19 protein-coding genes and 2 pseudogenes are annotated in these 15,702 nt (G+C 57.7%); 16 read left to right on the top strand and 5 right to left on the bottom strand.

The window, feature by feature from the left end; genetic code table 11:
- The 3 genes and pseudogenes from NCT04_RS33775 to NCT04_RS33785 all read left to right on the top strand — a co-directional run.
- Window positions 1-468: DDE-type integrase/transposase/recombinase (locus NCT04_RS33775; protein ID WP_250470161.1), on the top strand; the 468-nt coding region annotated here is incomplete at its 5' end.
- Window positions 469-504: 36 nt separating this feature from the next.
- Window positions 505-669: pseudogene (locus NCT04_RS33780) on the top strand (transposase); the annotation flags it as partial.
- A gap of 257 nt (window positions 670-926) precedes the next feature.
- The gene (locus tag NCT04_RS33785; RefSeq protein ID WP_250470163.1) at window positions 927-1,148 is read left to right on the top strand and encodes a hypothetical protein; all 222 of its coding nucleotides are present in this window, start codon (window positions 927-929) and stop codon (window positions 1,146-1,148) included.
- Window positions 1,149-2,350: 1,202 nt separating this feature from the next.
- On the opposite strand, the gene NCT04_RS33790 is transcribed toward NCT04_RS33785, so the two are convergent.
- Entirely contained in the window at window positions 2,351-2,710 is a 360-nt protein-coding gene (locus NCT04_RS33790) for an ElaB/YgaM/YqjD family protein (RefSeq protein WP_250470164.1), read from the bottom strand.
- A 524-nt stretch (window positions 2,711-3,234) separates the two neighbouring features.
- Between NCT04_RS33790 and NCT04_RS33795 the strand changes: the two genes are divergently transcribed.
- Window positions 3,235-3,579, top strand: a complete 345-nt coding sequence (locus tag NCT04_RS33795) for a response regulator (RefSeq protein ID WP_250470165.1) — start codon at window positions 3,235-3,237, stop codon at window positions 3,577-3,579.
- Window positions 3,580-4,770: 1,191 nt separating this feature from the next.
- On the opposite strand, the gene NCT04_RS34575 is transcribed toward NCT04_RS33795, so the two are convergent.
- Window positions 4,771-4,899, bottom strand: a complete 129-nt coding sequence (locus tag NCT04_RS34575) for a hypothetical protein (RefSeq protein ID WP_284503571.1) — start codon at window positions 4,897-4,899, stop codon at window positions 4,771-4,773.
- Between the two features lie 341 nt (window positions 4,900-5,240).
- On the opposite strand from NCT04_RS34575, the gene NCT04_RS34935 reads away from it, so the two are divergent.
- The 6 genes from NCT04_RS34935 (at window position 5,241) to NCT04_RS33820 (ending at window position 8,582) form a co-directional block, all read left to right on the top strand.
- Window positions 5,241-5,345 (top strand): hypothetical protein, encoded by a 105-nt coding sequence (locus NCT04_RS34935; RefSeq protein ID WP_502800724.1) that lies wholly within the window; start codon window positions 5,241-5,243, stop codon window positions 5,343-5,345.
- Window positions 5,342-6,724 carry a TnsB C-terminal domain-containing protein gene (locus tag NCT04_RS33800; protein ID WP_250470166.1) on the top strand — a complete coding sequence of 461 codons (1,383 nt, stop codon included), beginning with the start codon at window positions 5,342-5,344 and terminating at the stop codon, window positions 6,722-6,724. The genes NCT04_RS34935 and NCT04_RS33800 overlap by 4 nt, the downstream gene beginning before the upstream one ends.
- A gap of 8 nt (window positions 6,725-6,732) precedes the next feature.
- The gene (locus NCT04_RS33805) at window positions 6,733-7,152 is read left to right on the top strand and encodes a TniB family NTP-binding protein (protein WP_250470168.1); all 420 of its coding nucleotides are present in this window, start codon (window positions 6,733-6,735) and stop codon (window positions 7,150-7,152) included.
- The gene (locus tag NCT04_RS33810; RefSeq protein ID WP_250470170.1) at window positions 7,035-7,604 is read left to right on the top strand and encodes a TniB family NTP-binding protein; all 570 of its coding nucleotides are present in this window, start codon (window positions 7,035-7,037) and stop codon (window positions 7,602-7,604) included. The genes NCT04_RS33805 and NCT04_RS33810 overlap by 118 nt, the downstream gene beginning before the upstream one ends.
- Window positions 7,591-8,091, top strand: a complete 501-nt coding sequence (locus NCT04_RS33815) for a TniQ family protein (protein ID WP_250470171.1) — start codon at window positions 7,591-7,593, stop codon at window positions 8,089-8,091. The genes NCT04_RS33810 and NCT04_RS33815 overlap by 14 nt, the downstream gene beginning before the upstream one ends.
- Window positions 8,092-8,318: 227 nt before the next feature.
- Entirely contained in the window at window positions 8,319-8,582 is a 264-nt protein-coding gene (locus NCT04_RS33820; protein ID WP_250470173.1) for a hypothetical protein, read from the top strand.
- Window positions 8,583-8,652: 70 nt separating this feature from the next.
- Here NCT04_RS33820 and NCT04_RS33825 read toward each other — a convergent pair whose 3' ends face one another.
- Window positions 8,653-8,922, bottom strand: a complete 270-nt coding sequence (locus NCT04_RS33825) for a hypothetical protein (RefSeq protein ID WP_250470174.1) — start codon at window positions 8,920-8,922, stop codon at window positions 8,653-8,655.
- Between the two features lie 141 nt (window positions 8,923-9,063).
- Here NCT04_RS33825 and NCT04_RS33830 point away from each other — a divergent pair, with 141 nt between their 5' ends.
- The 3 genes from NCT04_RS33830 (at window position 9,064) to NCT04_RS33840 (ending at window position 11,078) form a co-directional block, all read left to right on the top strand.
- The gene (locus NCT04_RS33830; protein ID WP_250470177.1) at window positions 9,064-9,444 is read left to right on the top strand and encodes a hypothetical protein; all 381 of its coding nucleotides are present in this window, start codon (window positions 9,064-9,066) and stop codon (window positions 9,442-9,444) included.
- A gap of 749 nt (window positions 9,445-10,193) precedes the next feature.
- A complete protein-coding gene (locus NCT04_RS33835; RefSeq protein WP_250470185.1) occupies window positions 10,194-10,694 on the top strand; it encodes a relaxase domain-containing protein in 501 nt (166 codons plus the stop codon).
- A gap of 33 nt (window positions 10,695-10,727) precedes the next feature.
- Window positions 10,728-11,078: a hypothetical protein gene (locus tag NCT04_RS33840; protein WP_250470179.1), complete on the top strand. Its 351-nt coding sequence runs from the start codon at window positions 10,728-10,730 to the stop codon at window positions 11,076-11,078.
- 97 nt (window positions 11,079-11,175) lie between these two features.
- Here NCT04_RS33840 and NCT04_RS33845 read toward each other — a convergent pair whose 3' ends face one another.
- Window positions 11,176-11,640 carry a hypothetical protein gene (locus tag NCT04_RS33845; RefSeq protein WP_244832082.1) on the bottom strand — a complete coding sequence of 155 codons (465 nt, stop codon included), beginning with the start codon at window positions 11,638-11,640 and terminating at the stop codon, window positions 11,176-11,178.
- Between the two features lie 319 nt (window positions 11,641-11,959).
- Here NCT04_RS33845 and NCT04_RS33850 point away from each other — a divergent pair, with 319 nt between their 5' ends.
- Together NCT04_RS33850 and NCT04_RS33855 are read left to right on the top strand one after the other, a co-directional pair.
- Window positions 11,960-12,169, top strand: a complete 210-nt coding sequence (locus NCT04_RS33850; RefSeq protein ID WP_250470181.1) for a hypothetical protein — start codon at window positions 11,960-11,962, stop codon at window positions 12,167-12,169.
- Window positions 12,170-12,292: 123 nt separating this feature from the next.
- A pseudogene (locus NCT04_RS33855) lies at window positions 12,293-12,430 on the top strand (transposase domain-containing protein); the annotation flags it as partial.
- A gap of 34 nt (window positions 12,431-12,464) precedes the next feature.
- Here NCT04_RS33855 and NCT04_RS33860 read toward each other — a convergent pair.
- Window positions 12,465-14,798 (bottom strand): PAS domain-containing hybrid sensor histidine kinase/response regulator, encoded by a 2,334-nt coding sequence (locus tag NCT04_RS33860; protein WP_250470182.1) that lies wholly within the window; start codon window positions 14,796-14,798, stop codon window positions 12,465-12,467.
- A gap of 494 nt (window positions 14,799-15,292) precedes the next feature.
- On the opposite strand from NCT04_RS33860, the gene NCT04_RS33865 reads away from it, so the two are divergent.
- Window positions 15,293-15,628 (top strand): hypothetical protein, encoded by a 336-nt coding sequence (locus tag NCT04_RS33865; protein ID WP_250470183.1) that lies wholly within the window; start codon window positions 15,293-15,295, stop codon window positions 15,626-15,628.
- The last annotated feature ends 74 nt before the right edge of the window (window positions 15,629-15,702 follow it).

The following is a 15,702-nucleotide window of genomic DNA, read 5'->3' on the forward strand; positions in this document are numbered from 1 at the left end:
TTCGCTTATGTTGCCTTCATCGTTGATGTGTTCGCGCGACGCATTGTAGGCTGGAGAGTGTCAAGCTCAGCGCGTACCGACTTCGCGTTGGACGCGCTGGAGCAGGCGGTACACGAGCGCCGACCAGCCGAAAGTAGCCGTTTGGTATTTCATTCGGACCGCGGGTCGCAATACGTTTCAATTCGGTACACGGAGCGTCTAGCCGAAGCAGGAATCGAACCGTCAGTCGGCAGCGTCGGAGATTCATACGATAACGCACTCGCCGAAACGATCAACGGCCTTTACAAGGCAGAAGTTATTCATCGTCGCGGACCATGGCGTAACGTGCAGGCGGTTGAACTCGCCACGCTTGAATGGGTGGACTGGTTTAATCATCGACGCCTACTTGAGCCGATCGGCAACATCGCGCCGGCCGAAGCGGAAGCCCGCTACTATGAGCAAATCGCTGGAATGCCGATGGCAGCGTAACTCCAGCAAAACCGTCTCCGAAGCTCCCGGTGCGCTTCACAGACGCGCCAGACCAACGGCTTCATCGAAGCCATCAACGGCCTGTTTCAGGCCGCCAAACGCAAAGCACGCGGGTACGCTCGCTTCGAAACCATGCGCACTGTCCTGTTTCTCATCGCCGGAAAATTCGACTTCTCGCGCTTTAATGAGCATGCCCGATGAGCCCCGTTACCCACTCCGTTTTCAAAAGAGCCTTAAAATTTTTATCGAGGTTCGACGCGCTGCAGAAAGCAACGCGCGCTCGAGCATATGTGTGTCTCTAATGGCCGCTATTAATCAGGGTTATGCAAGGCCTATGCCCTAATTAGAGGGCCGATCTCTGCCGTGCTCCTCGAATTGCGCCGCAACGATCCCAGTAGGATTCATGCAAGAGGCGACCTCGCCCGTGGTCGGCTTGACTGGTTTCCAACTGGACAACGATGATGACACCCTTCACATCCAATTCTTGGCCGAGCCCCAAGAGGCAAGTTGAGAACATTTCGCTGAACTATGACCGCTTGGCCGCCGATCCGGTCCTGAAACGGCAGCAGGAGTTTGAGGAACGGATGCATGTCTACGACGTTCTGATCGTCATCGGGCTTGTAACGGCCGCAATGGGCTTGCCGACGGTGTTTTTTATGTTGTACTTTTTGAAAGCGTAAGAGGCATTCGTTCTCAGACGGCATGTTTTCTTCTTGTCAAACATGGACGGTGCGAGGTTGCGATCCCTCGTGCAGTCAAAACGCGGGAAGGGGTGCCGAAAAAAGGGGCCGCCACCGATGGCGAGCCAAACCACTGAGAGACAGCAGCCGAGGCGCTGCATCCCCCTATCAACGGCACCAACATTGCAAACTTGAGCGGCTCGTTTCACAAGTCTTAACGGGCCGGCTTCAACCTGAACGAGACGCCGATAAACAACCACGTCGTCGACAAGGTTTGGTCGACAGGTGTACGAAACAACTTCAGTTTTGTTATCAGCTTGAGTTTTTGTACCAGTACTTCGGCCAACACGTATGGCAAGCTGTAGAAGGGACAGAGGCAAGTCTCGATAGGCCGCTTTACCAACAGATTTTTAAAGATATAACGATCGTACCAGTTGGTACGTGTCGCGATGTTTGCGACGCCATTGCCGGGCTGAATGTTGTCCCTCAGCTTAACCACATGGAAAGCCGCGGACTTGTCGATGGTGATAACCGCGATGACTCAGCCTCTCTCCGAGAAAAGGGAGTTTCGGCCCTCGATGTTTACGTCGTTGAATCCGTCCCGGAACCGCGTCCCATCGCAGTAGTAGTTCAATCGAGCAGACGCGGAAATGGCTTTGTCGAGAGGGGTTTCCAAGAGGCCATGACAAGTTGCAATCGGGCTGACGAATGAGCCCCATCCCGCGCCCCATAGTTTTAATATGGTTTCTTCATTCCACTGCCTGGCGAAGCAGGCTCGTTTGGTGGCGACGGTCGTTCTGGCCCCGATCCGGAGACGTCGTTCTTTATGCTTGGCCCAGTCGCAGGGTTAGACGGATATCGATCGTCTGAGTGCAAATACGTCGACACATCGGTAGCGTTATCTTGTAAAGGCAAAGGATCATTTCTGGTTGGCTCGCCAACGACCGTCGCCGCGTTTCGGGGTCTTTCATTTTGGTCCGCCAGCGCAGCAACCGAGCAGACTAGGGCCAAAATTCCGAAAATCTTTGCGGTAACCATGCCGACTTCTTCCGTATGAAAGCCCTTCTTGACAGTCCAGGTGGACACCCCTGCACGACTCAAACGAGCACGGTGACCTGTTGGCAACTTGGCTCTCCCGATGAAAGACGGCTGCCTTTCGATGATGGATCTGCGCGGAACGTTAGGCCGCGCATCGGCTCGGCTCACCGTGAGATCAGCATTCCTATTACTACACCACCCAATGCAGCCATGACGATCGCTTTCCAAGGACTGTCGTGCACGAAATCATCGGTTGTTTCATTCGCGACTCGATATCTTTTGCCCAACGCATCTTGGACGTCGGAAAGCTTTTTCTTCGTTCTGACACCTTCCGCGGCCGACGGAGGGGTGTTGGCGTCAGCGTCCCAAGACTGCGACGCATCGCGGAAACTTCCTTCGCTGCCTACCGCCGAAGATTCGCTTCTCGGTGGTGGGGCATCTTCCTCACCGGCAGGGAACGGGTAAGCACTCCCATTTCTTTCGGTAACCAAGGAGTTGACGGATTTCTTAGGAGTTTCGTCCATGACATCGCCTTGAGGGTTGAGCGGCGTTGAGTTCAATCGGTTCGGAAGTTCGACTTTTAGCAGTTCTCTGATAGACGAGCAATCACTGTTCCACTATTACAGAACCCGCTGACGCGGATGATCGCGTTCTTTTCCCGGACGGTTGCTGTTTGTTTCCAGCCAAGTGCGAAGGGGAGGCGATATTTGAGTTGATAAGGCCGGTTAGACCTGACCCGCGCTTCGCGGGTTTTTCTTTGCGCTTTGACTAACAAGTTTTCCGGCCGGGCGCTGGGATGGCAAAAGATAGGTTTGAGTGTTGACGGTTGATAATCGGCTGATTGGACAATCTCGAACAGCACGGTCGCTAAGTTTGGATGATTAACATCGATGCATGCCGGCGGGCGCCGGCGCCCCTACCGAACGTTTGACGACGTACGCGCTGGCATTGTACAAATCGTTAAAGACGCGCGTGGACGCCATCGTCGTGAGGCGCGACTAGGGGCAGTCCCGTTGCTTGACCTATTCAGAACTAAATTGGCGATTCCATGCTTATACTTTTTGTCGAGGACGATTCCCGTCTGGCTGATGCGTTCGGTGCGCTTGCCAATGATCTGGGGCATCGGGCCGAAGTTGCATATGACGGTGCGACCGCATTGAAACTGACAGCCAATACCGTCTACGACGCTATTTTTCTTGATCTTGGATTACCTGACATCGATGGCCGCCACCTATGTCAGCAGTTCCGGGAAGCCAGCCAAAACTCGCAGGCATGCGTTGTCGCCATTACTGGACGATCGGATTTATCCGAGCAGGAACTGGCACCGTTCGATGGATATCTACTTAAACCTGTTGATCGCGAGGCACTCGAGGCGGTCATAAGCGGTTGTTAGTTTGCTTAGCTCCGCAAGGCATCGTGCCACAGTCCTTTTCGAGCCTCGGCCTTTTCACGAACTGAGGCCGTTGCCTGCGTCAGCGTATTCTCATTTCGTTCTTTTTACGCCTTGCTCCACGTCGTCGGCCGATGCCACTCGGTGAAGGTGCTTACTTCAAGGGCCTTCCGCGCCCCGAGCCGCCGTTGGTCCGGGCATCTGGCGGTGAATGGAAACCCTATCGGAGCGATCAGCGGATGCGTCAGCCCGCAGGCGGTGGAAGAAGCTGTGCGAGAGCAAGGTTTCTTTCCCGATCCCATGTCGAAATCAAAGATCCGTAGTGGCCATCGCTGGCCTCGCTCTTTCGCTGCTGCATCAGTTCAAAGAATAAGCCGTTTTTTCCAGTCGCCCCGCTCGAGGAGCGGAACGACAGCCGGCCTCAAAGCCTCCAGCTCGCAAGAATGACCCGCCGACGTTCCTGGAGTTTCTCAAGGAGTCGCCGCTCCTGCTTAATTGCCTCCGCTTCCTGCATTGAGAGAGCGCTACGCCCTGCGGATTTGAGTTCGATTCGCCGCTTCGCTTCATTGGCGTAGCGATCGATTGCCGCCAAACTATTGGGGAGTTGCACTACGCGTGACATTTCACGGTCCTGTTCTTGAGATCGATGGAAATTCTGTCAGCCTGTTCGCCTGGCCGATGTACGGTGTACCGCTCCCATGGACGCTTGGCGATGCTTGTCCCGCATCGGGGGTGCGCTTGTAATCGAGCAACGGCATCTAGAGCAAGCCGGGCCGAATGGTGAGTAAGAGCCAGCAAATGTGAACGCGGGCGTTCATTCGATCAACGTCTAGGCGCAGCAACAGACGATATTCCGACGCGTCATCAGTTCCGTCGTTCAGATGTTTTTGGCGCCATCCACGGGGTTCCGCCTTCATCATCCGCCTGTTGTGCGTCGTCCTTCGCCCCCTGGCGCAGACCATCGTTCATCTTTTCGTCGGCCTCTTCGATCGTGCCCTTGACCTTCTTGCCAACGCCTTCCAGCTCGTCTTTGATTCACGGCCACACTATTTATCGCCAGCGACGCGCGGGAAACGACCTGTTCGCCCGGGGCGGTGCCCTCGTTTTTTCCAACGTCAGAAGTCAAAACGGCTACGGCTCAATCGGGAGCGCAACTCTGTGGATTTCGATACCACTGTTGCGCCTGGCATCAGCTCACTCGACTGCGGGAAGAAATCGAATGTCGGCCTCATGACGAACCGCATGCGCCAGCGCGATCACCTCGCGCTCATTGTTCACCACGGTCGCAACGACCGCTTGACCCGTTGAGATGTTGAGGTCCACTAATTCCGCTAATGTAGTGCACTATTTCTGCTAATGAGAAATCTCAATAACCCGCTGATTCGACTGAGAAATTCGACTCATCTAACGCATTGACCTTGTTGCAACAGCGCAACGTTTCGCGAGGTTGTGCTCACTAATTCTGCTAATACCCGTTGGCGGTCCACTAATTGTACTAATGTAGGCTCATCAGCCTGCCATTCGGTTCATCATGCTCAAGAGCGCCGGAAACCAGGGCCGCGAAGCGGTCATTGCCGGCATACTCCGTCCCGCTTGGGAGCGGATCACTTTCAAAAAGACAGGCTCAGCAGGCGGCCCATCTTCTCGGCGTGCACTGGACAACGGTGTATCGGTTACGCAAGCGGTTCCTGGCAGATCCTGTCACCAGCGCGGTCTGGCCTCGCGAGCGGGGTTCCAAGGCAGGGAACAACCGTCTAGAGCCGAGATGATCATCGACGAGGTGTTCACGACCTGGCTTCCCAAGCAGCGGCAACTGGCTCACCCGCTGGCCGACTTCACACTCGAAATCCGACGTCGATGTGTAGAAACGGGTGTGACTCCTCCAGGACGCAATACGGTCGCCCGGCGATTAACGGTACACCGGGAGGCCGGCAGTATGGCTGAGACCGGCAAACATGTTCCGGGAAACTTTCTCGTGGGAAGTCCGATGGACATTGTGCAGGTTGATCACACTCAGGCAGATGTCATGGTCGTTGATGCCGCTTCACGTCGGCCAATCGGTCGACCTTGGCTTTCTGTGGCGATCGACGTGGCGAGCCGCTCTGTAGTGGGCTTCTACGTCGGCATGGAGCGTCCGGGCGCAGCAACGGTCGCACTTCTACTCACGCGTGTTGCTCTACCCAAGGATGCATGGCTCGGTAGGCTCGGCTTGCAGATCGAATGGCCAATGCGCGGCGTACCAAAAGTGCTGCATCTAGATAACGCAGCCGAGTTCAAGAGCCAGGCGTTAAGGACTGGCTGCTCGGAATACGGCATTGAACTCATGTATCGCCCGATCGGCCGCCCGCATTTTGGCGGCCATATCGAGCGGTTGAACCGTACGCTGATGGAGAGAGTGCATGGTCTGCCGGGTACGACAGGATCATCTCCCAAGGGGCGCAAGGCTCGCTCGTCCGAAAAACAGGCCGCTTTGACGTTGAACGAATTTGAGCAATGGCTTGCTATAGAGATCGGACAGCGCTACCACCACAGTGCGCACCGCGGGCTGCGTGGCGCGACGCCGGCCAGCACATGGGCTGCCCTAACTGGCGCTGCAGCGGCACCGACCCTGCTTCCAGCACCGGAAGCACAATGGAAGTTCCTGCTGCAGTTTCTTCCTATCGCCAGGCGAACGGTCCAAGCAGACGGGATCACCCTATTCCACCTACGCTATTGGCGTCCAGTGTTCGCCGCATGGCGGCTAGAACAACGTGAGGTAGTGATTCGTTACCATCCTGATGACCTCTCAAGGATATTCATCAGCGTGCCGGGCAAGCCCTTTGTTGAGGCGCGATTTGCTGATTTGAGACGACCCCCGATCTCGCTTCGCGAACAACGCGCCATTGTCCGCCTTCTGCGTGATCAGGGACAAAATCCGATTTCTGAAGCGATGATCTTCCGAGCGATCGAAGAGCAACATCGATTGCTTGCACAGGCAAAACGCGACACGCGTCGTGCCAAGATGCACGACGGGCAACCAACGAGGCATGTGCACTCAAAGGCGTCGCCTGCCCCGTTTCCTGTACCGCAGTCCCTCGCAGCTAGTCCACAGCCCGGACCGGTCGGTTACAGCAAGCCGGCGCCCGCTTACGACGCCGAACCTTGGTGAAACGGACGATGAAGAACGATCCGCTCGGACACCTGCTGCCGGCCATCAGACCACAGGCCCAGCTCGACAACGCGTCGCGTATCCAATCCCTACTGCGCGACCGATGGATCGATTATCCGCGCGCCACTCAGGCGCTCGATACCCTTGAGCGCCTGCTCGCAACTCCGCGACGGGAACGCATGCCGTGTCTGGTGCTGCACGGCGACTCCAATATCGGCAAAACCCAAATCATTGCCAAGTTCCGGCGACAGCACCCCGACGAATTCGACGATCGACTTGGTGTGAACTGCGCCCTATCATTTCAATGCAGATGCCGCCGACACCCGACCAACATCGCTTCTACTCAGCATTGCTGTTCGAACTGGGCGCTCCGCATAACCCTGCAGCAAGCCTCGCCGTCCTTGAGCGGCTGGCGCGGGACCTGCTGAGACGAATGGCGCCTAGCATGCTCGTCGTCGACGAGATCCATCATCTGCTAGCCGGGACATACCGGGAGCAGCGTGCTGCGCTCAATTTATTGAAATTTCTCGCGAATGACCTGCGCGCCAGCATCGTTCTGGTTGGCACCGATGACGCAGTGCTCGCCCTGCAGAGCGACGCGCAGATGGTTAGCCGCTTTACACCGTTCGAGATACCGCGCTGGATGGAGAGTGAAACCTTTCGCAGGCTTCTGTCTGCATTCGAGCGCATTCTACCGCTGCGGTGTCCGTCCGGGCTCGCTCAGCGAGACATCGCCCAATACGTCCTGGCTGCCAGTTCCGGCCTCACTGGTGAAGTCTCCCGAATCTTAAACGCTGCCGCTGAATGCGCCATCCGTAACGGCGACGAAGCAATACGGCTTGATCATCTTGAACAGATAAGCAGCGTTGCGGTCCAATGACCTGCGTCCGTGTCCGGTTTCGCCTCGCCCCTTCGCTGATGAGGCGTTCGGAAGCTGGCTGGGACGTGTCGCCAGTCGCTATCAGTTGAGCGTCGCTCAGATATGGGAGTTTCATCGGCTAGGCGAATTCCCCACTCTGGGTAATACCGGCTGGGTTCTGTTTCCTCCGTTATCGGAAGGTGCGCTCCTCACGCTATCAAGTATCGCCCGTCTGGACCCTCACCGACTTGCGCGGATCCAAACCCCATCCAAGTGGATGTCAGACCGTCCGCACCTGCTCTACTGCTTTCGATGTCTTATGCTCAATCCTGTTGATATAGCCGCCCCCCGTTGGAAGCGGATATGGCTCGACACCGACATCGCCGCCTGCGAGTTGCACGGAACAACACTCGAGCAGTTTCTAGCAGCAATTGCGCGGCGAGCACGAAACATGGATCGGCTGCTTAATCTGGTAAGCAAGTACCGGCAGAACCTTCAAATCGCCTGACCTACGGTGTATTAGCAGAATTAGTGCACCCAGTAGCATAATTTAAGCCCCTCAACAGCGGCTGAAGCCGCCCTCCCTCAGTCGGGAGAGAGGAAAGAGGCGAGCGAGCCATTGACGCGCGAGGCTGGGCGAGAGAGGTTGTCGCTTTCCAGCGAGGCGCGGCCGCCATGGACCATTGAGAAACGCCCCTGACGACAAGCGAAAATCCTGACCGGATTTACGAAGAATTGGCCGTCGCGATCGCGCGCACTGTGCGCATCATGAGCGCTGACATCAGAGTCGGGCTCAACGCCGAAGGCGAAACGGCTCCAGTTCGAGACTACGTGGTGGAGTTCCGCGATCGATTTTTTCTTTGCGAGCTGAGAATCAAACCGCGTGGCTACACGCCTCCGCGAATCAACTTCTCTGACTTCTCCGCGCCGGGCGCCTCAGAGGAAAACGTTGGACATGGGACCGACGCAGACCATGAATTGACCGAGAAAATTGATTAGGCCCGACGCCTGCGCGCCCCGTCCCGCGGCGAAGCCGGCGCCTTGAATCTTGTTGCACGGCGAACTTCCATCACGGCGAATGCTCGTGCGGAGGGATCGGAGCCGGACTTGGCAGTCTCACATGCAAAACCGGTGCGCCTTTATGGCGGAGCGTGGCGAGGGCTGCGGGGATCGATGCGGAGGCGGGCACGACCGATACGCCCCCCTTCTTGGAGATGACCAGCAACTCGCGGAGGCTGCCGTCTTCATTCTCCACCGCCACGACGTAGTCGACGTCGTCGGTCGAGAATCCGCCGACAATGAGCGCGGAGGTTTGCCTGGAGCCTGTCTGATTTTGCATTGTCAATTCGGCCCGACGCCGACGCGGAAGATTTTTCGGCATTCTACGCCAAGGCGTTTTCTCGCCCCTGCAAAAAACGAGGGCGCGCGCGAGGGAGTCGCCCCCGCATGCGAACAGAAGATCTAGGCGCCGCCTTTCGCCATGGCCAACGCAGCCTGCCGTCAGTTGGCAAAGAGAAAACAAAGGCGCGGAGCCATTGTTGCGTACGGTTCGGCAAGAGAGGTTGTCGGCTTTCCAGCGAGGCGACGACAACATGGAACGGCGGGAAACGCCCCAACGACAAGCGAAAAGCTTGATCGAATTTACAAAGAATTCGCCGCCGCAATTGCAGACACTGCACGCATCATGAGCGTTCGCGTTGGCGCCAAGCTCAACGCCAAAGGCGAAAAGGATCAGGTCGATCGAGACTACGTTGTGGAATGCCGCGATCGCTTCTGCCGTTGCGAACTGAGAATCAAGCCCCTCGGCTATATGCCTCTGCAATTCAGCTTTTCCGAAGTGAGCTGCATGGTGATCGCGTAACCTGATCCTGCAAAAGCTTGAAAGAGACTCATGGCCGCCGCTTTCCACGGCAGAATCGGCGTCTAAAAGTCGCTCGCAAGACGATCAGCTACATGTCACCTGGGCTTATTTCCTGCGCGCGCACGACGGACCGAAGGCCCCTTGACGTGAAGCGTGGCAAGCACAGCGTCGATGACGGCCGAATCGCTGACGCATGACATTCTTTCTCCTTTGAATTTGACCAGCAACTCAAGAACGGCATCGTTTTCGGTGAACGCAGGGATTTGCGTTGAGCTTGTCTGGTTTTGCATTTCCGAATCGGCCCGGCGCTGACGTGGAGAGAATTGGTGAAATTCTCCGCCGAGGTGCAGCCTCCCCCTGCGCGAGACGCGAGCGCTCGCCAATCCGCTTGCCGTCGCGCGCAAGCTTCGCTTGTCCCACTTGCGCTCATCTTGACCCTCATGCCTTCCATCGACAACGCTCTCCGAAGAGTCCGCGACCCACAAAGCGGCCGCCCTTGTCGATGACGACTTTCCGCCAAGAATCAAACTAAAAAGTTTGGCGGCGACAGCTACCTTGATTATCTGGGCGTCCCCAGCACGCGCCAACGCGGCGACTTCGACGATTACGCGCGAGGAAAACACCCCGGATCTTGGCCCTCCGCCCTTCTGGACATGCCCCGGAGAAGACGCTCTCAGCTTGGGTGAGATTGCGGGCCCGAGCAAGTCGAGCGGCTCTCGCGCGGCCTTCATCCTTTGACCAGCGAGCCGTTGACGCAAGGCGCGGGCGACGCGCATGTCATGGGCCACGACATGGCCTTCGCGCCCAAAGACGTCTCAGTGGTCTTCGCTGCCACAGACGCCGCGACGAGCGCGGAGCTTGTCGCCTGCCTTCACGACGTGGCGCGACCGGCGCTCGGCTACGCCGAGCAAGCGTCGATCACTCGTCACGGGCGCGGCGGCGCAGTCAAGCAGTTCGCGGAAGCGTCGATCGCCGCGTGCTATACGTACTTCGCGAGCCGCGCGCTTGATCCGCAGTTGCACGTCCACGCGTTCCTGTTCAACGGGACAAGCGAGCGAGTTCCGATGAATGGAGCCCGCCCCGCGTTTCGCATTGACCATGCTGAGCTGTTGGCTCGACTGACTAAAAAACAATCGTGCGCGCCCCGCAACATGCCTTGGCCCTCATCTGCGCGGCCGAATGCTTGGCCGAACTCGATCAGTTCATGGAATTTGAGCGCGTTGTTCAGCTCGGCAAGATTGAGCTGCTGACGCCTGTCTTCACCTCGCGCGCGACGCTGGATTTTGGAGGCGACAATCAGCCGCCGCGTTCGCAACGGCGCCTGCGACCTTCAGCATCGCGTCGACCCTCGCCTCGTCGCCGCGCGGTTCGACGCCTTGAAGACCGAGCTTAAGCGCGATGCCCGCGCTTCGATTGCTCAACGCGCATGGGCGCTTGCGCTTTTTGCAAAGCCAAGCGGCCGCCGCCGAGTCGCTTGTGGCCGCATGGGCCGGCGACAAGGCAGAGCTGCCGAAGAGAATCATGATCGCCGGAACGCGCTTGGAAGTCAGGGGCTCAACGCGCGCGCCAGGGCCTGCCTCGTCGAGCGGGGAGACGTGCGCGACGCCGACGGCCTTGAAATCGAGATCAAGTGACGCGACCACACAACGGACCTTAAACGCTTGGCCGCGGGCGACCGTGTATAGCCAAAAAAGCGACCAAAAAGCACGACGAGTCAAGAAATCCGGCGACTCACATCAGCGCGGCCGCCGCGCGAATTTGAAGCAAACACCCCCGCGCTTCTTCGTTGTTTTTCTCCGCCGCCTGCGCGAGTTGAAGCATCGCCGCGAAACTCTTGGCGAAATCGCGCAGGTGGCGCGCGGCTTCCCCCTCCTCCGCTCCGGAGCGATTCGCCTCCGCTTGCTCGATGACGGGCTCAAGCTCTTGCGCTGCTCGCGCGCAATCTCGCAGGCCTGCGGCCACCGAAAGGCATGGCGTGGACAAAATGCGGTTGAACGCTTCCTCAAGGCGCAGAGCGCCCTGCGCGCCGTGCCCGCCTCGTCGCTTTGCGTTCCGAAGGGCGGCCAGAGACGCCGCCCGAAGCGCTTCGATTTCTCGCTCTTCTTCGCGCAGGCTCGCGCCCGCTCGCTCGGCCAACTTTCTGGCGTCGCGAAGCTCCGCGAGCATCGCCCGCAAATCAACGCTTTCTTCTTTCATGTCCGCTCGCTTTTGTAGGAGAAGGCGCGGCCATCTCTGCCATCGCTGTCGTCAACGTGTTGTCGGCCCGGCCGCCCGCATCTTTAGCTCGCGCTCCGCCTTGCCTGAAACGCCCGACGGCTTAATTGAGCGATGGCTCTAGTCGGCGCTCGGTGTGCGATTGCGCACTGCTCTGGCTAGCTTGCGGCGCGAAACTCATTGAGCGCCGAGGGCAATTTGGTGCCGAAAACATTCAAAAACCCAAAAAGAAAACGAAAAGAAAATGTGCTTCCCGACAAACTGGCGGGCTGCGGCCCAGCGCGCCAAGCGCGCCTTGTCCATGAACGCCGACGACGCGGCGGACGCCGCCGCGCCGAAGGAGGCGCGACGCCCCGATGGACCCGAGCCGGCGTCCTCCATCGAATACCGGGAGTCGCATCGCGGATTTTCGATCCGAGTCTTCTCCAACAATGACGGCTCCTTCTCGGTTCACGTGGAGGGCGGACGCGGCGAAGACGCCGCGAAATCGAGAAGCGTCTCGCCGACGTAGGCGTTTCCATCGCGCAAAAGTTTCCATCGTTCGAGCGCGCGATGCGGTCCGTCGAGCTCGCAAAGCGCGCGATTGGCCCGTTTGCTGCGGATCGCGGCGACTGACGTTCTTGCTTGCGCTATCCTTTCGGAGACCTGCAAAGCCAACAGCATTGAGCCGTACCAATACCTCATCGCGTTGTTCAAAGGTCTACCGCACGCGCACACCGCCGACGACTACGAGGCTTTGCTGCCCTGGCGACTGAACCCAACCATGGCCTGACGCATGTTGCATGGCAATGCGCAAGGGACACCGTTTAATGCGCGTTTCCGTTTAAAGCGCTATTGCGTTCACGATCGAGAAGATCTAGCAGGCGCTGAACATCTATCGGCTTCACGAGATGATGATCGAATCCAGCCGCCTGGGTACGCAGGTGGTCCTCCGCTTGTCCATAACCGGTAACCGCAATCAGCACCGGCTTCGCTGATCCCTTGTCCCTGATTCGTCTGGCGAGTTCGTATCCGTCGATCTCCGGCAGACCTATATCGAGGAGTGCCACATCAAAGTGCTGAGTTTCGACCGCGTCGATGGCAGCTCTCGATTCGTACACGACGGTCGCAGTGTGCCCCTCGACCTCGCACAACATTCCCAACGAATCGGCTGCATCATGATTGTCGTCGACAATCAGTACGCGTGCCGCACCGGACCCAAGGGCTCCTAAGTCGGGCATGAAAGAATCTTCCACCGGCTGGGCGTTATCCGGATGAATCAGCGGCAAATTGATCGTGACGGTCGTACCCAAGCCCGGTCCCGGGCTCGTCAACGATATGGCTCCATCATGAAGTTGTACCAACCGCTTCACGAGCGACAAGCCGATCCCGAGGCCGCCTTCGGACCGATCGAGTGTCCGTTCGCCTTGGGAGAACAAGTCGAATATGTGAGGAAGCAGGGTCGGCGAGATGCCGCTGCCGTTATCGGAAATCGTAATGGTGGCCGTGTCGCTCAATGCGGCCACTGCGATTCGAATGCTCCCTTCTTCTTGCGTGTACTTACTCGCATTATTCAGTACGTTCACGAGCACTTGCGAGAGCCGCGTGGCATCGCCGCAGACCCAGACGGGCGTTAACGGCAGTTGGACCGAAACGTTCTGTCGACGGCTCGTCGTCATCGACGCAACCGTTTCGAGTGCCGCGTAGACTGCCGAGCCAACCAGCATTGGAGTACGCTGAAGCTTAATTTGCCCATGCGTGATGCGTGAGACGTCCAGGAGATCGTCGACCAGACGCGCCATGCTGTCGATCTGACGATGAATCATGCCTACAAGGTCCGAGGCGCGCTGCTCAGACTGCTCCGGACGCTCTAACAATGTGATCGCGGTTCTCATCGGCGCCAATGGATTTCGCAGCTCATGCGCTAGCATTGCAAGAAACTCGTCCTTGCGGCGATCGGAATCACGCAGCGTCAGTTCAAGTTGCTTACGTTCGTTGATATCGACCACACTGCCGACGAGGCGATGCGGGTGTCCTTCGCTATCGCGCTGTAAGACAATACAGCCTTGCACCCACTGCGCTCCGCCATCAGCAACCGTTCGAAATTCGATTGGGTGGTCAAACATCTCGCCGCGAGCCGCTGTTTGCAACGCAGCGTCAACGAGCCCTCGGTCTTCTGGATGCACTCGGGTCAAGACGCTTGAATAGGGTAGGCCTGTTGTGCCATCTGCGTCGTTCAACGACGTTTGATCATCGTCCCAGTGGACGCACCAGTTGCTCAGATCAACGTGGCCGGTTGTCGTGCGCGCACCCCGCATTGCAACGAACAGCCGGAGATCGCGATCCTTGATCGCTGCAATCCCCTCCTCTTCCTGCGTCCGGTCCACGGTCACGCAGAACCATTCGACGAGCTCGTCTGTATCGTCGAAGATAGGCACGATGCGCGCCGTCATCGAACGATAGCCTTGCTCGCGCTGCATCAAGCGAAACGCTAACTTGCTGCAGAGCCGATCCTTAACGACGCCACGCCATTGACGACGGACGCGTTCGCGGTCGTCCGGATGCACGGCGTCGAACCATCCTGCATCGATTCGTTGGCGAGTGGCGAAACCCGTGAATCGTGCCCACTCTTCCGCGCCCATGAGAATTTGATGGCCCGAAGCGTCAGTCGCCCAGGCAAGTTCGCTACTGAGTTCTGTCAACGCACGATGTCTACGCTCGCTCGCAAGCAATTGCGCCTGTAGCCGGTAAAGCTCCGTCACGTCATAAGTCACGCCGAAGACTCGTGTAATACGCGACTGCGTTGCGTCGACTTCGCTTTCGCCCTTGAGTTGAAACAGACGTCGCTCGCCATTCGCGATAACGAATGGAAACGTAAGCTCGAACGGCGCGTCCCGACGCAACGCATCTGATACCGCTTCTGCGAACTGATTGCGCTTCTCAGGGGCAACTCGGTCCCACAGTTCGTTCAGCGGGACCTCACCGGTATCTTCAGAATAGCCGTAGATCTCGGCAGCGACGGGCGTAAGAGTCGCCGTGTTGTGTTCGAGGTCCCAAAGCCATGCACCGATGCGTGAGCTCGCCAAGGCCCGTTCAAGCAACGCCTCGTTGGATCTGCAGCGGGCAAGCGAAACAACCAATTCGTCGAGACTTGCTGCCATCGCGTACCTCAGCTAACTAGGCGCTTAAGAAAATGCTCGTGTGATCCGTCTCGAGCACTGACCAGTTGAACCGCCCGATGATATCGCACGTCTGACGATTTCTTCTATCTAAACGAGATGCATGCGCTCTTCAGCTGAAGAGTATGAATGCTTGAAAGCGACGGCCTGAGGACATCAGATGTTTCTGGCTAGTACGCTAAAAGAACTAGTCCGATGTGGTTGTTGGTGCCTGCCCGAATAACGTTTTGAGGCAGAACAAATCTTCGTGACCTTTTCGATCAACGCCGCGTCGTCGCCAGACCAGTGCTGCAGTAGCGATTCCACACGCACCAATCCGGGGGTTAGTCTTAGATTGAGGCACGCTATGCAAATGCTCTCCTCCCAGCCCTGCGACTCACTTCGATTGACGCGCGCTTCGCGACGCAACTGGTCTGAGCCTAATTTTACGGTGATAACTGTCGTTAGCTGGTCTATCCCCCAAGCAATCGATAACCATGCATCGATTCACGCCCCATTCCTCCGCACAGGCCGCCAGATTCGTCTTAGCAACGCTTCTGACGGTCTCCGTACTCTCCGGTCTCTGGGAACTGAAACTCGAAGGCTGGACGACGGCCTTACTGGGTCTTTCTTACGAAGCTAATTTCGAAGCCGCAGAGCGGTGGCGCTTTATCTTGACCTCGACCGGGTTTTCAGCTCTCGCTCTGATATTCCCTGGCGTGCGCATAGCGGGGTTACTTGCCATCCAGCGTAAAGCGTTCGCTGCGTTGCGGGCGGAGCAAAATAGAAGCGATTCCCTTGCGCGGCATGATTCATTGACGGGTCTAAACTGAACCGCCCCGACTTTGTCGGAGACCGCCGAGTTGGGCGCTACGCCGCGCGAGCGGATCGCACCAGATTCCGATTG

Source organism: Caballeronia sp. GAFFF2, from assembly GCF_023631485.1.
Lineage (GTDB): Bacteria > Pseudomonadota > Gammaproteobacteria > Burkholderiales > Burkholderiaceae > Caballeronia.

What these genes read in the sequence shown, in the direction of transcription:
- NCT04_RS33845 (WP_244832082.1), bottom strand. Translation starts at nt 11,640, where the DNA reads ATGAAAGAAGAAAGCGTTGATTTGCGGGCGATGCTCGCGGAGCTTCGC.
- NCT04_RS33865 (WP_250470183.1), top strand. Translation starts at nt 15,293, where the DNA reads ATGCATCGATTCACGCCCCATTCCTCCGCACAGGCCGCCAGATTCGTC.
- NCT04_RS33800 (WP_250470166.1), top strand. Translation starts at nt 5,342, where the DNA reads ATGATCATCGACGAGGTGTTCACGACCTGGCTTCCCAAGCAGCGGCAA.
- NCT04_RS33825 (WP_250470174.1), bottom strand. Translation starts at nt 8,922, where the DNA reads ATGCAAAATCAGACAGGCTCCAGGCAAACCTCCGCGCTCATTGTCGGC.
- NCT04_RS33810 (WP_250470170.1), top strand. Translation starts at nt 7,035, where the DNA reads ATGCCGCCGACACCCGACCAACATCGCTTCTACTCAGCATTGCTGTTC.
- NCT04_RS33830 (WP_250470177.1), top strand. Translation starts at nt 9,064, where the DNA reads ATGGCCAACGCAGCCTGCCGTCAGTTGGCAAAGAGAAAACAAAGGCGC.
- NCT04_RS33805 (WP_250470168.1), top strand. Translation starts at nt 6,733, where the DNA reads ATGAAGAACGATCCGCTCGGACACCTGCTGCCGGCCATCAGACCACAG.
- NCT04_RS33860 (WP_250470182.1), bottom strand. Translation starts at nt 14,798, where the DNA reads ATGGCAGCAAGTCTCGACGAATTGGTTGTTTCGCTTGCCCGCTGCAGA.
- NCT04_RS33785 (WP_250470163.1), top strand. Translation starts at nt 927, where the DNA reads ATGATGACACCCTTCACATCCAATTCTTGGCCGAGCCCCAAGAGGCAA.
- NCT04_RS33850 (WP_250470181.1), top strand. Translation starts at nt 11,960, where the DNA reads ATGAACGCCGACGACGCGGCGGACGCCGCCGCGCCGAAGGAGGCGCGA.
- NCT04_RS33795 (WP_250470165.1), top strand. Translation starts at nt 3,235, where the DNA reads ATGCTTATACTTTTTGTCGAGGACGATTCCCGTCTGGCTGATGCGTTC.
- NCT04_RS33790 (WP_250470164.1), bottom strand. Translation starts at nt 2,710, where the DNA reads ATGGACGAAACTCCTAAGAAATCCGTCAACTCCTTGGTTACCGAAAGA.